This window comes from Mesorhizobium sp. WSM4906, from assembly GCF_029674625.1.
In the GTDB taxonomy this organism is placed as follows: domain Bacteria; phylum Pseudomonadota; class Alphaproteobacteria; order Rhizobiales; family Rhizobiaceae; genus Mesorhizobium.
Window position 1 is genome coordinate 1,332,365 of sequence record NZ_CP121355.1, and the last position, 14,938, is coordinate 1,347,302.

Consider the following 14,938-nt stretch of genomic DNA (forward strand, 5'->3'; position numbering starts at 1 on the left):
CGTTCTGAAGGAGTTGAGATCGTGAGTGATATGACAGCCCGAGACGATGAGATAAGCCTAGCCGAACGCGTAACGCAGCATTTGAAACCGCATTTATGGGCAAAGGCCAACCGGCTCCTTATCCGTAAAGCAATCAGCGAATTTGCACACGAGTTGCTAATTGCTCCTCGACTCCAGCGAATGGAAGGCGACTGGGGGAAGTATGTGCTGGAAAGCGAGACCCCTGGGTTGGAGTATTGGTTCCAGGCTCGGCGCCTCCTGCTAGATCACTGGCAAGTGGACGCCGGCTCTCTGGAGAAAAGGATTGAGGGCAGGCCGGCCCCCCTGGATGCGCTTGATTTTGTTATTGAGTTCAGCCGCCATCTTGGCATAAAGGAAGAGATGATGCCGGTTTACCTGCAGGAGATCAGCAGCACGCTGTATGGCAGCGCGTACAAGCAGGCCAAAACAGAGATATCCGCCGCAGAACTGGCTTTTGCCGATTACCAGATCGTTGAGGCTGGCATGACGGAGGGCCACCCGACCTTTATCGCGAATAACGGTCGCATTGGCTTTGACGCGCTCGACTATAGTCGCTATGCGCCGGAGGTGGGCAGTTCGATAAGACTCATATGGCTGGCCGTCCATAAAGAAATGGCAACGTTTAAGTCCATTTCAACGCTCGACTACGACCTTCTCATGCACGAGGAACTCGGTCGACAGGCGCTGGAACAGTTCGACGCAGCGTTGCGTCAAAAGGGACTAAACTCGACCGATTACATCTATATGCCAGCGCATCCTTGGCAATGGTTCAATCGGCTCTCAACTATCTTCGCGGCGGATATCGCCAACCGGCACATTGTCTGCCTAGGCCAGGGGAAGGACATATATCATGCCCAGCAATCGATCCGCACACTTTTCAATATAAGCGATCCGCATAAACGGTACGTGAAAACGGCGCTGTCGATACTTAACATGGGGTTTATGCGCGGCTTGTCACCGACACACATGCTGGCGACGCCCGCCATCAACGAATGGTTGAAGAATTTGCTCGACAGTGACTCCTATTTAGCCGCCAACGGCTTCAGCATCCTTCGCGAGGTCGCGACGATTGGCTATCGCAATCGTTGTTTCAACACCGCCCTCAAGAAGGACTCCCCTTACAAGCAGATGCTTTCTGCGCTGTGGAGGGAAAGCCCCCTTCGGCAGTTGAAAGAAGGGGAACGTCTGATGACAATGGCGTCGCTGCTTCATGTCGATTACAATGGTGAAGCACTCGTGACAGCCCTCATCAATGCCTCGGGGTTAGACGCCGCCGCTTGGCTACGCCGCTATTTTGAATCTTATCTGGCGCCGCTTCTCCACTGCTTTTATGCTTACGATCTAGCGTTTATGGCACATGGAGAAAATATAATTCTAGTTATGAAAGATCACGCTCCGACGCGAGTTATCATGAAAGACATTGGCGAGGAGCTTCGTATTCTAGGCGGAGATCTCAACGTGCCGGAGGAGATTAAGAGGATCTGCATTCAAGTAAATCGCGACATGAAGCACGACTTCATTTTCACCGACGTTTTCGACTGCTTCTTTCGTTACTTGGCTGTAACACTCGAAGAACATCTTGATTTTCCGTCGACACACTTCTGGCAGCTCGTAAGCGAGTCCATCCTTGGCTACCAGACGAAACATCCGGAATATGACGAAAAATACAGGCAGCATGACCTATTCGCTCCAGAATTTCTGCGACGATGTATGAATCGACTGCAGATACAAAAAAACCAGCAAATGGTGGACTTCGGTGATCCGGGAGAATACCTGCACACCGTCGGCACGCTGAAGAACCCACTGGCGGGCATTCGCAAAGTGACCAGTGCAGGTTAAGCTTGAAGGAGGCGCGTATTTTAAATGAACAATGTAGTTAGCCGGTTTTGGGCCAATACCATACCCCCCCCTTGGGGTAAGCAACCCCTTGCGTAAACGCCGCCGCAGCATGTTGCGCGTATCAGGCGCCCGCTCACCAGCGCGTCGCCTGCTTCCATTCTGAAAGGAGGCGCCTAATTTTTTTATCGCCTTCGGGCCGGCTTTCCAGGTGCCGTCAACACTGACACGGTTAGGCGCCCAAAGCTTGATTTGTGTAGACCTCGCTACCTTAAGCATAAACCTCGTCGAACGCCTTCAATCAAGCACTGCGGCCTTGACGCTCATGCTAGGAGATCATGGCCGCGTTGGAGGTAAGTGCGGCTCTAACTTATGGCTAGAAGGGAGCTTCTCATGTACATTCTAGAAACGCCGCGCCTAATCCTAAGGCCACCGTCGCATAGCGACGAGCTTCTTCTACATGAGCTTCATAGCGATCCATTTGTGGTAAATGCCATGTGGGATGGAGTCTATCCGACCCGAGAGCAATCGAAAGCTAAACTACAACAGTTCATCCATCATTGGCAGAGCAATGGTTTCGGCTTATGGATGGTGTTCGTAAAAGGCGAAGGCCAAGTCGGAAAATTCGCAGGCTACTGTGGATTGATGTACAGTGGCCCGTATCTGCCCGAAGATCCCACTAATGTGGAAACCGTATCGTGCCTCCACCTTGCGTCTTCCGGTAAGGGGATCGCCGCAGAGGCCGGCAGGGCAGCGATCCAGTTTGCTTTCGAGAACCTAACGCTCGAGAAGGTCACTTCATTCATTCGCCCAACGAACACGCGTTCGCTTCGGAAAGCACCGAAAGTAGGCCTTCGCTATGTAAGAGACCGGGTCTACAATAACGTAGTTATGCGATATTTTGAAGTGACAGTCTTGACTGCTGTAAAAATCGAAAAAGTCGTCGTTATCTCTTGTTAGTATCATTGTTTCTCGGAAGACGGTGATGCAAGAAACCGTAGGCGAGCGCTGCTCTCGCCCTACGAACTTGCAATCATTCACACCGACGCACCGGCGTGTCCGGAGATGCATGTGCCCTGGAATTGAGAGCTTGTCGGTTCAGAGATAGTTCAGATGGGTCGCTCGGTCTCGCTTCGGGCATGCCCTCGACCGATTTGGCGATCAAATCGCTCCGTTACAGACGGCATGATGTGGAGCTGCCGCGCCGTAAGTGACCATATCTCAGGCGGTAGGAGGAGCGCTTTGCTGAAGAAGCCCATCACACTTGGTACCTTGATGGGGAGTTGCGTGGTTTTCGATTATATCGTCGTGGGTGGTGGCTCCTCTGGATGCGTGATGGCGAGCAGGCTCTCCGCCTATGGCGCTCGCGTGCTGCTCATTGAAGCTGGCCCTGATACGCCGCCGAATGCCATTCCTGACGACATCCAGGATGGCGACCCAACGCGTGCTTACCTTAATCCCGGTTATCGATGGCAGTCACTCCACGCGACAACGGTGCGAGGTGGCCGCAAGCCTGTCCATTACGAACAGGCGCGCGTCATGGGTGGCGGCTCCAGCATCAATGCCCAAGTCGCCAACCGCGGCGGGCCCGGAGATTACGATGAGTGGGCCTCAAGCGGTGCAACGGGCTGGGGTTGGGAAGACGTGCTGCCCTACTTCCGTCGTCTAGAATGCGATTTGGATTTCGGCGGGGAATTTCATGGCACGAACGGCCCCTTGCCAATCAAACGTGTGCGCCAATCAGACTGGTCGGGCTTCATCCGGGCAATCTCCGATGCTTACGATGCTTTGGGGCTTCATTTCAGGCCAGACTTCAATGGTGCATTCGGTGATGGCTATTCAGTTGTCCCATTGACCAACCGCAATGGTCATCGGGTCTCCTCCGCGATGGCGTACTTACCCGAAACCGTCCGCTCTCGCCGCAATCTAACGATTTTATCCGAAACGACAGTTGCGCGGCTGACCTTTTTGGGAACAACGGTAACGGGGGTCGAGACGGAGAACAAATCGGGCGTGCAATCGTATAGCGCTTCTTGCGTTATCCTGTGCGCAGGAGCACTCCATTCACCCGCCATATTGATGCGCTCCGGGATCGGCCCCGCGAAGGAATTAGTACAATTCGGAATCCCTATCGTTGCAGATTTGAAAGGTGTGGGCCAGAATCTTCAGGAACACCCCACGATTTGCGTTTCGGCCTATTTGAAGCCGGCCGATCGCTTGTCACCCGGCGTGAGCGAATATATTCAGATGCACGCCCGCTACTCGTCGGGTTACGAAGGCTGCCCGTCGACCGATATGGCAATATCGACTGTTGCCAAATCATCCTGGCACCCGCTGGGGAGGCGCCTCGGCACTCTCGCCGTGTGGGTCAATCGCAGCTACTCGACGGGAACTGTGGCGCTCAAGGGTAGTTCGCATAAAATAGAGCCGGAGGTCGATTTCAACTGGTTGAGCGACAAGCGGGACGCCGAGCGCCTCAAGCAGGGCTTTCGCTTCATAGTCCGCCTGCTGCAGCAAGATTCGCTGTCCTCTGTGGCGCTGGACCCGTTTCCGTCAGCGTTGAATGCGCGAGCGAAGCTGGTGAGCAAGGTCACAAGCACAAACTATGCACTCACGTCATTTCTGGCGCTGCTCATGGACGCGTCGCCGCGGCTGCGCCGTGGGCTGATTAGGCGCGTCATAACGGATGGGGATAGCATTTCCGATCTCGTCAACGACGAGAAACATCTGGATCGGTATATTCGCCAGAACGTCATCCCAAGTTGGCATCCGACGTCGACCTGCAGGATGGGGGCAGCCGCGGATCCTGGCGCTGTGACCGATCCGTCGGGACGCGTTCATGGTATTTTGGGTTTGAGGATCGCCGACGCTTCCGTCATGCCATTTTGCCCTCGGGCGAACACAAACATTCCGACGATTATGGTGGCTGAGAAATTGGCCGACACAACCTTGAGAGACGGCAGACGGAGCTAAATCGCTGCCTGCTTTGCTGCTCGGCTAGTCGTCTCGTCGAGACGGCGGATAACGTCGACAAGCGCTTCCTCAGCTCATGTGCTCCTTGGTGCCGCCAGGCAGAACGCCGAACCCGATGTAGATGGCTTTTTTGCGAACGAAGTCTTCGTCCCTGAGCTTGACCGCTCGACCCGGATAGCGTCGAAAAAGACTATGGGATAGGAAAATTTCGAGCGGTCGGTTTCTGCCATTCGGCCATCGTCCGGGACGGCGTGTGTGATGGACGAGCTCAGGTAGCTGGCGATACCTCGCGTCATAGAGCTCTTCGAGATGGCCGATCCTGCCATGAAACCCGGAGGTCGGCGCTGGTCTGGATTGAGCCTGGAAGTCATAAAGCAATTCAGAATTGTAAATCGCTCTTAGTATCTTGGCCGTGATAATGTTAAACTAACCGCGACGGATGTAACAATATATACAACTATATTAACATACAAATCGTTGTTATCTTCACCAGGAAGCGCTAGAGATCAATTGCTAAGACGGAATCACCGCCCAGCCATCGGCTTAGCCTTAGAATGGGACATCATGTCGACTTTCGTTATTATTGGAAGAGACGGCGCGTTGCCCACATCCAAGGAACTGTCGACTTTGAGAGCCGCGGCAAACACTAATCAACTTAAGCGCCCAAAAAGGGGATTGACTATGACCACGCTGCCGAAAATTTCACTTTCGAAATTGAGAGACGATGCAACGCGACGTGACGAGCGCCAGCGCCTGCAAATGGCATGCCAGGAATACGGGTTCTTCTACCTTGTCGAGCACGGCATCCCCGGGGAACAGATCGCGCAAGCCATTGAGGCTTCCCGGCGATTCTTCGCATTGCCACAGTCGGTTAAGGAACGCTACGGGCACGCCTTTCAGGACGTGTACCCCACTGCCGCCCGTGGATACAGTCCTTTACACGGCGAAATGCTACATCCTGAGGCCGGCTTCGATCCAAAGGAGGTATTCGACCTCGGAATTGAGAACGAAGGCGACCGGCGTCCGTTCTCCGGCCGCACGCGCCTTCCGGATGAAGCCTTGGCTCCTGGCTTCGCAAGAAACCTGCTTGCTTTGCAGGCTACCGTGCTCGCCGGGATTGTCCCCCAGATCGGGGATGCGCTGGCGGACCTGATAGGTATGGAAGAGGCATGGTTCCAACGCCATTTCAGCACGCCGACGCTTGGGCAACGCGTGATACGGTATCCAGCTCGCGGCGGCACTTGCGCAAAGCACACGGATCATGGCTTCTTCACGCTGCTGCTGCAAGAGGAACTCCCCCTGCGTTCCTTGCAGGTGTGGTTCCGCGGTCGATGGATGCCGGTGCCGAGCCTGCCCGATAGTCTCGTAGTCAATCTGGGCGACCTCCTTCAGGTCTTGAGCGACGGCCGCTTCAAGAGTACGCCCCACCAGGTCGTGCATAGTGGTCCGACTGATCGAATTTCGCTGCCCTTCTTTATTTATCCCGAGATCGACGCTCGCCTGACTTCGCGACAAGGGCAGCAAGTTAGTGTTGTAGAAATGATGCTGCGCAACGTTGAGTCAATATGGGTGACTGGGAATGGCGCCGGACGCGCGCGCGAACTGCAATGATTGTCTGCTTTTCTAAAGCATGCGCAATTATGGCGCCGACGCGGTGCAGATCTCCGTGGTAAGCTGGAAGAACTCTCGCATCCGCTAGATTGTCCCGCCGTCGCGCGTGTAGCGCGGCGGTCGGAAGCCCGCTTCGGGATGAATGCACCTATGGTGTCAGATTGTTTGCATCGTGTGGTCGCAGGGAAAGATCGCACTAGATCTGCACCGCTGTCGCAAACGTGCTGCGGGAAAACCTGAGGGAACTTGATCCCATGATAACGCTCGCCCAACTCGCGCTTGACGTATCGCGAACCGAGCTCCCGGGAACCAGTTCCAGCGCGACCACGACGCCGTCACAGGCGGAAAGATCTTATAACACCCGGCGGTCGCGTGCTGCACGTCTTGCGGGCCGGTGGCAGTTATCGCAAGCCGTCAACCTTTCAGGCCGAACACCTCGCGCCCTGGAGCCCATTCTCAGCCGGAGCCCGCCCCTCATGGAGATTCGTCTCGCAGGCACTGCCGACCGCGATGCATGGCGGTCCCTTTGGTACGCATATTGCGCCGACCAAGGTCTCAATTCATCAGAACAGGCGACAGATAGGATCTGGCGGCGCATCGAGCGCCCAGACGAACCGATTAACGCGCTGATCGCGGTCTCAGCAACTGGCGTTACCATAGGTTTTGCTACCTTTGTCATTCACCCGTATACTCTTAGCGATCGTCCGGTCTGTTTTCTCGCAGATCTCTATGTCGACGAGTCTTCGCGGCGCCAGGGGATTGGCCAAGCCATGCTCACGAATCTGGCCTCCTACGGTCGCGACCAAGGCTGGCTGAGAATCTATTGGAATACGGACAGATCAAATTATCATGCGCGGGCGCTCTATGACAAGATCGGTAAATTGAGTCCATACCTTACCTACTACTATGACCTGTAGACTTGCTCTGAGGTCGTAACGAAAGCGCATTGACCTGCCCCAGTCTTTTAAACAGTGGCGAGTAGACTAGAGGTGCAGCCATTTATGTTGCGCACATGGGCTTGCAGCGGAATGTATTTTCGGCGCGATGATCCATTGATCAGGCAAGGACCGTGTTCGAGGTAAACTCCGTGCGGTGGTCTGCGACGATCATGCCGGGCTTGCCGCGCTGGGCGATCAGGTCGTCAGTTCGCGAGCAACGCGGCGACCAGAGATCTGTGTCCGGAATCGCGTAAGGCATTCGCGCGTCACGTCGTCGACGAGTTGATCGGCCGCAGGAGAACTGGTCGTACAGCGACCAGCGTGCGTTCGGCTTCGCCTCGACACGGATCGGCCCCGCATGCCGACCGCCGCTCGCCGTCCGCACTTCAACAAGGTAGGCGACATCTCGTCGACCGGCAAGATCTATTCCGGACGTCCGCGCTGTCGTTATGACAAGCCATATTCTAATTTAGATCTCAAAAATCTTCCGGGGAGCAGTGGTCAGTACCTCGACGCCGGAGTCTGTGACACGGAACGTTTCGCTGATGACGTATCCAAAATCCTCCTCGATCCAATTACCTAACATCAGGTGAAAGGTCATGTTTGGTAGCAACTCTGTCATATCGCCATCCTTAAGGCTTGCGGTCGGCTCCAACCAACCAATGCCGTGTGCATAGCCGCAACGCGTCTCCTTTTTGAGGCCCCGCTTCTCGATGCTGCGATTGAAGGCGTTGGCAACATCGCTGCAAGTCGCTCCTGGCCGTATCGCATCAAGAGCGACCTCAAGGCCGGCGACTTGGATCTCATGCACGCGACGTAGACGATCGGAGGGTGAGCCGATCGTGTAAGTGCGCATAAGCCCAGCACAGTAACCATATCGCGCACCGCCGATTTCGAGATTCACCTGCGATCCATAGCGAAAAACGTCCTCGCTCCACGGAATGTGGCACGTTCCCGTTCGCGGTGATGAACACAAACTTATTCCCTCGATCCCGCTTCCTGGCTTACCGTTTGCGCCGCGCACCAACGTTGCCACAATTTCCGCGCACGCGTCTGCTTCACGCACCCCGGGGCGTATTACCTCAGCAGCGCGTCGAATCGCGGCGTCTGAGATTGCCGCCGCCTCCCGCATTACAGCTATCTCGAGATCTGACTTGATGAGCCTTTTCCAAGTGACCGCCTTAGTAGCATCGACGATCGTGGCACCAGGCAGGCGCATCCTAAACTTTTTCGCCGATTGCGATGGAAGGCAGCATAGCTCGATTCCTATGCCTCGACTCGCGAGGCCGACGTCCTCCAAGTAATCGACTACCGCGTCATAGCCATCCTTGTCAGGATTTCCAATATACGCTTCGGGGTATGCGACGATTTTGTCGCGCTCCATAAAACATTGATGAATGGCTGCCGGCGCATCACAGCGGCGCAGAATGAACGTCGGTTCCTCTTCTCGTATCGAAACCACAACGGCCTGAGGAACATAGGCTGATAGCGCGGTGTACCCCGTGAGATAGGTAATGTTATGTTGGTCGGAAACGACGAGCGCGTCGATATCGCACCGACCCATTTCGAACTTCACCGAGCCGAGCCGGCGAAGGTATTCACTTCTAGGGAATGCCTGGGGTCCCTTGGATATATTCATAAGTTTGAACTCCAGCTATGCTTTTGACAACAAGGCGAGCTATTGCGGGTAAGAGTTCTTATGCTGGCGACGGATCACCTCTCAGTTGGGGGGGAGTCGTGGGGCTGCAGATCGCTCCTGTTCGCCCGACGGCGGTGTGATAGACCAAGCGATTAAGTCGACAGCTCGTTGGAGTATCGCTTCGGTCTGAGCAAGGCTGGGTGAAACGGCGACGACATGTCCTATCCAGTCTCGAAAATCGCCTTTCCTGAAGATCGGCGCGTTGGGTTCAACATACAATTTGATTTCAGCGACACCTGGTACCGCGATCGCCTGACTGCCGCCATCGATCCAATCGAGGGTGCCGTCGCAATCAGCAACTAGGAACCGCGCGGCTGCGGTCTGCAAATGCCTTCTGCGCAAATCCCATTCCTCGCCGACGACAAGCTTGATGTGCTCGGTGACCAGATCGACACCGCTCGCCAGTTGGACCAGTTCAGGCTCAAGCGCACCAGCAAGACGCGGATTCACTTCGATTACAACCGGGCCATGATTAGTCAACCGGAGCTCGATGTTCGTTGGCCCCCAATTAAGGCCAAGAGCTTGCAAGCACCTCAGCGAAACATCAACGATACGGTCATGATCGTCTTCCGCAAGCGGGGCCGGGAAGGTCGTTTCACGGAAGACGAAATGCGGTGGGGGGCCGAAATCAACGGCGACAATCCCAATAACCTCATTGCCCATTATCTCCACGCTATAAAAAGGGCCGCGCGCGAATTCCTCAACCAATATCCTCGGCGAAGACGGCCAGATGTGCTTCCCACCCAACAGATAGGTCGTGTGGTCAGCTAACTCATCGGCGTTGCGGCACAATCGGACACCGATGCTACCGCTGCCGATTGCCGGCTTAACAATTACGGGAAAGCCGATCTCCGCGACAGCGCTTTCTACTTCTGCCACATTCAGCGCCATGCGATAAGCGGGTATCGGAACTCCGGCTTCCGCAAGTAGCTGGCGCTGAGAGAATTTGTCACAGCATCGTTCAATCAATTCGGGGTTGGGTCCCGGTAAGTCGAAATGCCGACATAGTTTGCCAACGGTTGCATAGACCGACTCGTCGATGCCCGAGAAGCCCGTGATACCAGCGATGTCATTGGTCTCACGCAGCCTGGAACATTCGCGAATCAAGGTATCAAGATTGGTTGTATCGACACGGATTGCCTCGCTTCTTTCCGCCGCAAGATACTCGTACTGTGTTGGATCAACTGATAGTGTAATTGGATGAAAGCCAAGACGCCGGGCCGCGTGGATGTATCGTATTCCATTACCTCTTGCATGGCCTTCAACCAGGATGAGAGCTTTCCTTGACATTGGCTGTTCTCCACTCTGCGTTTTTGTCGATAGGTCGTTTTGCCATCGTGGACCTCAGACTTAAAGACAACGATCCAAGGCCAAACATTCCGTGAAATTGGTCGCCTCTACCCGCAGCCGCTGGCTGAAGCTGAAGTTGCCTTTGGCGCAGCAAAATCGTCTTCCCAGATCTGGGCAGAACCGATTGGGCTTGATGGCAACTGACCGAATAGTGGCCGAGTGGGATAATGCACTGTATCGCGTACCAGAGTACTGGGGACGAGTACGCCCTTGACCGGGACCCGGCGCCACGAGCTGTCACCGAAAGGCCCTACTAGGGAGTGAGTTTTAGCGCGTTATCGCCGGGAGAGCCCTCGCGAATCGAGAACGTTATCCTTCCATCGTCGTCTATTGCACCCTCGTAGAACATGTGGTCGCAGATAGAATTATCCCGGTGGAAAGTCAGCACTCGCGGCTTGATCTCCACCATCTGATGCTCCTCGATGTATGCGGAGGAGCAAACGATTATTTCGTCCCCGACCTGACAGGTGCGAGCAGCGGCTCCGTTCAGCACGCAGCAACGAGAACCCCGCTCTCCATAAATCACGTAAGTGCTGATTCGAGCGCCCGATGATTTATTCCAGATTTCAACGAATTCCATTGGAAGGATGCCGGCTTCGTCGCAGTGATCTGGATCCAAAGTTATTGAGCCCCGGTAGTTCAAATTCGCGTCGGTCACAGTTATTCCATGAAGCTTGGCGGCAACAAATTTTCTCATCTACATTTCCTCTCGGCGGTGGGACACTGCGTCGACAAGCGATTGCTGTGTCTTGGTTTCAGGATGGATGGATGGACGTTCTGCGATTTGTCGTATTGTGGTTCTTAGGACAAAATTGATTACTCTGGCGTGGCCAGCACGAGACAGTCAGGCGAAGGCTGGTTGTGGTGGGCGGAGGCATTGCCGGCCGGCTGTCCCCCATTGGTAATGCCATCCGATACAGTTCCGACATGTTCCGTTCCTTTAATTAGTTGTGATTTCAGGTGACTGTGCCAATCGGCCCGTTCAACTGGATCGCACACAAAGTTGCAAACCTCGTGCCAAACTGGCTAATCAGGCCGGAAACAGAAATGCGTGATCTCTTTCAGCTATTTAGGTGAGCAGACCACGGATCGGATCAAGAAGGCACGTCGCGGACGCGACAAAATGTTGAGTGTAGGACGGGTTGAGGTGGCGCCCTTCTGCTGGTGGTCGTGCGGCCGATCTGGGCATCGTTGACTTCTGGCGGCGGGGATGTCGAGGACGCTCGGGTATTGGCTGTTCGGATCTTAGACGCGTGCAGCCTCATGCCTCGAATGCGGCCGTTTTACTTGTCCCAGTCGAGGCCTGCCTAAATGTTTGATCTCAGGTTTTGATGGGGCATCCTTATCTTCCGAATCAAAGGATGCACTATGGGCCAGGTTCTTCATGGGAGCGCCACGACGACAGAGGCGGTCCGTCGGGCGCCCGCTGATCAAGGGTTTGTTTTCAGCGATGGGATGGTCGCGGGGCTTACGCTCCTAAGGACGACCTTAAGAGCCCAGCCTCGCTACCGTGCCATGATCGCGCAAGGCGGCCCTCGCCGGAGGCGTACCCGAGGATCGCCCCTGACCAACAAGGAAAAGCCGGATCGACGCGGTCATGTATCCTCTAAGAGTTGTCATGACGCTTACCTCCTTCAGGTTGTGTGCGTCAAGTTCTGCAAAATGGGGCGGCCACGATGCTGGTCATGCGGCTTGGCGTAGAGCGAGCTTCTTGTGCTCGCGCAGATCGTCCATGTTGATGTAGCGGTTGGCCTCCATCCAGTTCTCGTTGGTCTCGCAGCCAGCGCCCTGACGAGGCGCAGGCAGCTTTCATTGGGGAAGATGCGCATGACATTGGTGCGCCGGCGGATTTCCTCATTGTGCCGTTCAAGCATGTTGGTGCTCTTGAGATGCTTGTGATGCTGGCGCGGCAGGCAAAAGAAGGTCAGCGTGCGCTCGATGGTCTCCTCCACCCAACTCGTCAGTCGCGGATAGCGGCCCGACCATTTGGACAGCCATGCGGCGAGATCGGCCTTGGCCTCGGCGAGATCGCGCCGGTCATTAGAGCCAGCGCAAGTCCTGCAGGCAGTCGGCGCCGTGCTTTCTCGGCAGGTGATCGAGCGCGTTCCTGAGGAAGTGGACGTAGCAGCGCTGCCAGGCGGCTTCGGGGATCACCTCGCCGATCGCCGCGACCAGGCCGGCATGATTGGCGGAGACAACCAGCTCGACGCCCTTGGGGCTGCGCGCCTTCAGCGCGACGAGGAAATCCCTCCAGGCCGAGCGGCTTTCGCGATTGGCCATCTCGACGGCCAGGATCTGGCGCCGGCCGTCCCAGTCGATGCCGACAGCGATCAGCACCGCCTGGCTCATGACGACGCCGGCCTCACGCACCTTCTCTTAGCGCGCATCGAGGATGAGGTAAGGAAACGGCTCTTGAAGGGGGCGCCTGGCAAAGGCAGCGAGGCTCTCGTCCAGCCGCTTGTTGATGGCCGAGATCGACGAGGCCGAGAACGCATGGCCGCACAGCTCTTCCGTGATCGCCTTGACCTTGCGGGTCGACACGCCCTGCACATACATCTCCGCAAGCGTCGCCACCAAGGCCCGCTCCGAACGCTGGTAACGCTCGAGAAGCTCGGTCGAGAAGCGGCCGGCCCGGTCCTGCGGAACCCGCAGCTCAAGCTTGCCGACCCGCGTGACAAGGGTGCGGCCGTAATAACCCGAGCGGTAGCCGAGCCGCTCAGGTGTGCGCTCGCTCTTCGAAGCCCCCAGCGCCTCGTCCATCTCGGCCTCGAGTACCTCCTGCATCACCGCACGGATCACTTCGTGAAGTCCGTCCGGGTCCGAAAGCAGAATGTCTTTGATGGCAGCGCTGCCGGTCTTACTTTCAATCTTGGTCATGGTGGCGTTCCTTCGCGGGAATCGGTGACGTGAACAATCACCAGCCTGCCATGACCGCCCTCTCTCAGCGAATTTGCAGAACTGTCAGCACACACCCTCCTTCATCACAAACCCAACCGAACAACTGGGCAGGTGTTCCAAAAAACGCCGAGTTCCAATAAGGACTCAGGTCCTGGTCCGCTATTGTCACCCCTTCCAAGTCGATGTGTTCGTCACAAATCTTGCGCAATTGAGAAAGGTCGCCCGGGCGTACAACTCTGATTTCCACAGTATTCTCCTGCTTCTCGTTCCGGCACACGTCAGGGGATTTGCTTGCGCAGTTGCCTGATGTGGCAGGTGAGCCAGCCCGCATATTGGCCGTCGTATTGTGGGCCGCGACGCTCACATGTGCGCACCCGATGAAGTGTAGATGTGTTTGTTTCAGGCAATGAGGCGCGTCTTGTGAGCACCGCCACGGTGGACCTGAAATCGCCTCACAGACGCTTGCCCACTGAACACGTCCCCGCCATGACCGGGGACGTGTTAAGGCACATTGCCTTCAGCCTCTGCAGAGGTCAGCGGTCTTGCTGCCGTCCGCAGGTTGTCTTTGCCGTAGCCGTATTTGCCGAATACTGCCATCATTTCGCCAGAGCCAACATAGTCCTGCATACGGCATTGAACGCGTCGACCGCAGCCTGCTCGTTGAGCTCGAAGGCGATAGCAGGATAGTTGGCTGGCGCGATGAACGAATCGGCCAGCTCAAGGCTGTGGTCCTTCTTAACAAGTCCAGTCGCTGTAAAGTAGTCGAGGGCACCGGCGGCGGCGCGACAGCCTGTCCGCCGGCGGTCCGGCGACCTGCATGATTTTGTCGTCGGCGATGCCTGACTTTTTCGCGTCCTGGACCGCGGTGTAGCCTGTATCACTGACGAAGGTGAGTCCCTTGTCACGCACATCCTCATAAGAATGCAGCCCTTCCGGGTTGCCCTTAGGCACCAGCAGTGCGCCTCTCTCCGTAGCGATCGGTTCGCTGAACAGCACGTTGCGGCAGCGCTCCGGCTTGATCCACATGCCGGCCGTGATGAAGTCGAAGCGGCTAGCCTGCAGGCCGGGGACAAGTGAGCCCCATTCGGTTACGACCGGCTCGATTCTATTCTCGTGTTTTTGCGCGACGCACGCAAATGCCAGACAATCCGATCCCCAAATTAATTCCCAGCACCGCAGGTTATTTGGTGTCCGCTTTTTCAACGAGACGCTCCATGAGCGTGCTGTAGGCGACAAAACCGGTGTGAGACCAGAAGGTCTTGCGGCCAGGATTGGTCTCCAGCACGTCGAGGAAAATCCTTGATTTGTTGTGGAAACGAGACCGAATAAGCAGCTCAAGGGTCCTGCAGCCAATCTCCGAACGTCGGTGTTGGCAGCTGACGTAGAATTGCCTCAAAAAGACGCGTTGCCCACTCGGCTCCGCATTGTCTGGCTCCAAACGATGAGTGGCGAGGCCCACAATCTCGCCGTTCTGGCTGAAGAGGTCGACCATCCAAATTTCGCGATTCACCAACTGAATAAACCGCTCCTTGAGTTCTGAAACCGTCATCGGGGTTTCGATGCTTCTCGGCCTCGATCAACTCGCGGTTCAACATTGCCAACTTGTCGAAAT

The 14,938-nt window shown here is 55.9% G+C and carries 10 protein-coding genes and 3 pseudogenes; 5 read left to right on the forward strand and 8 right to left on the reverse strand.

The window, feature by feature from the left end:
* Positions 1-30: 30 nt before the first annotated feature.
* From QAZ22_RS06315 to QAZ22_RS06325, 3 genes are all read left to right on the forward strand, one after another.
* A complete protein-coding gene (locus tag QAZ22_RS06315; RefSeq protein WP_063169359.1) occupies positions 31-1,860 on the forward strand; it encodes an IucA/IucC family siderophore biosynthesis protein in 1,830 nt (609 codons plus the stop codon).
* A 390-nt stretch (positions 1,861-2,250) separates the two neighbouring features.
* The gene (locus QAZ22_RS06320; RefSeq protein WP_158515808.1) at positions 2,251-2,817 is read left to right on the forward strand and encodes a GNAT family N-acetyltransferase; all 567 of its coding nucleotides are present in this window, start codon (positions 2,251-2,253) and stop codon (positions 2,815-2,817) included.
* A gap of 282 nt (positions 2,818-3,099) precedes the next feature.
* Entirely contained in the window at positions 3,100-4,830 is a 1,731-nt protein-coding gene (locus tag QAZ22_RS06325) for a GMC family oxidoreductase N-terminal domain-containing protein (protein WP_224571100.1), read from the forward strand.
* 81 nt (positions 4,831-4,911) lie between these two features.
* On the opposite strand, the pseudogene QAZ22_RS06330 reads toward QAZ22_RS06325, so the two are convergent.
* Positions 4,912-5,055, reverse strand: a pseudogene (locus QAZ22_RS06330) (transposase); the annotation flags it as partial.
* 456 nt (positions 5,056-5,511) lie between these two features.
* Here QAZ22_RS06330 and QAZ22_RS06335 point away from each other — a divergent pair.
* Both QAZ22_RS06335 and QAZ22_RS06340 read left to right on the forward strand, forming a co-directional pair.
* A complete protein-coding gene (locus QAZ22_RS06335; RefSeq protein ID WP_063170383.1) occupies positions 5,512-6,441 on the forward strand; it encodes a 2-oxoglutarate and iron-dependent oxygenase domain-containing protein in 930 nt (309 codons plus the stop codon).
* A 476-nt stretch (positions 6,442-6,917) separates the two neighbouring features.
* Positions 6,918-7,358, forward strand: a complete 441-nt coding sequence (locus QAZ22_RS06340; RefSeq protein ID WP_158515807.1) for a GNAT family N-acetyltransferase — start codon at positions 6,918-6,920, stop codon at positions 7,356-7,358.
* Between the two features lie 142 nt (positions 7,359-7,500).
* Here the strand turns inward: QAZ22_RS06340 and QAZ22_RS06345 are convergent.
* The 7 genes and pseudogenes from QAZ22_RS06345 to QAZ22_RS06375 form a co-directional block, all read right to left on the reverse strand.
* A pseudogene (locus tag QAZ22_RS06345) lies at positions 7,501-7,731 on the reverse strand (IS3 family transposase); the annotation flags it as partial.
* 117 nt (positions 7,732-7,848) lie between these two features.
* Positions 7,849-9,018 carry a Xaa-Pro peptidase family protein gene (locus QAZ22_RS06350; RefSeq protein WP_063169356.1) on the reverse strand — a complete coding sequence of 390 codons (1,170 nt, stop codon included), beginning with the start codon at positions 9,016-9,018 and terminating at the stop codon, positions 7,849-7,851.
* 81 nt (positions 9,019-9,099) lie between these two features.
* Positions 9,100-10,368 (reverse strand): acetyl-CoA carboxylase biotin carboxylase subunit family protein, encoded by a 1,269-nt coding sequence (locus tag QAZ22_RS06355; protein ID WP_082826583.1) that lies wholly within the window; start codon positions 10,366-10,368, stop codon positions 9,100-9,102.
* A gap of 313 nt (positions 10,369-10,681) precedes the next feature.
* Entirely contained in the window at positions 10,682-11,125 is a 444-nt protein-coding gene (gene panD / locus QAZ22_RS06360; protein WP_063169354.1) for an aspartate 1-decarboxylase, read from the reverse strand.
* 986 nt (positions 11,126-12,111) lie between these two features.
* Positions 12,112-13,305 (reverse strand): annotated as a pseudogene (locus tag QAZ22_RS06365) (IS256 family transposase).
* A 756-nt stretch (positions 13,306-14,061) separates the two neighbouring features.
* Positions 14,062-14,529: a transporter substrate-binding domain-containing protein gene (locus QAZ22_RS06370; protein ID WP_224571101.1), complete on the reverse strand. Its 468-nt coding sequence runs from the start codon at positions 14,527-14,529 to the stop codon at positions 14,062-14,064.
* Entirely contained in the window at positions 14,507-14,875 is a 369-nt protein-coding gene (locus QAZ22_RS06375; RefSeq protein WP_063169352.1) for a GNAT family N-acetyltransferase, read from the reverse strand. Before QAZ22_RS06375 ends, QAZ22_RS06370 begins: the two co-directional genes overlap by 23 nt.
* Positions 14,876-14,938 lie beyond the last annotated feature (63 nt).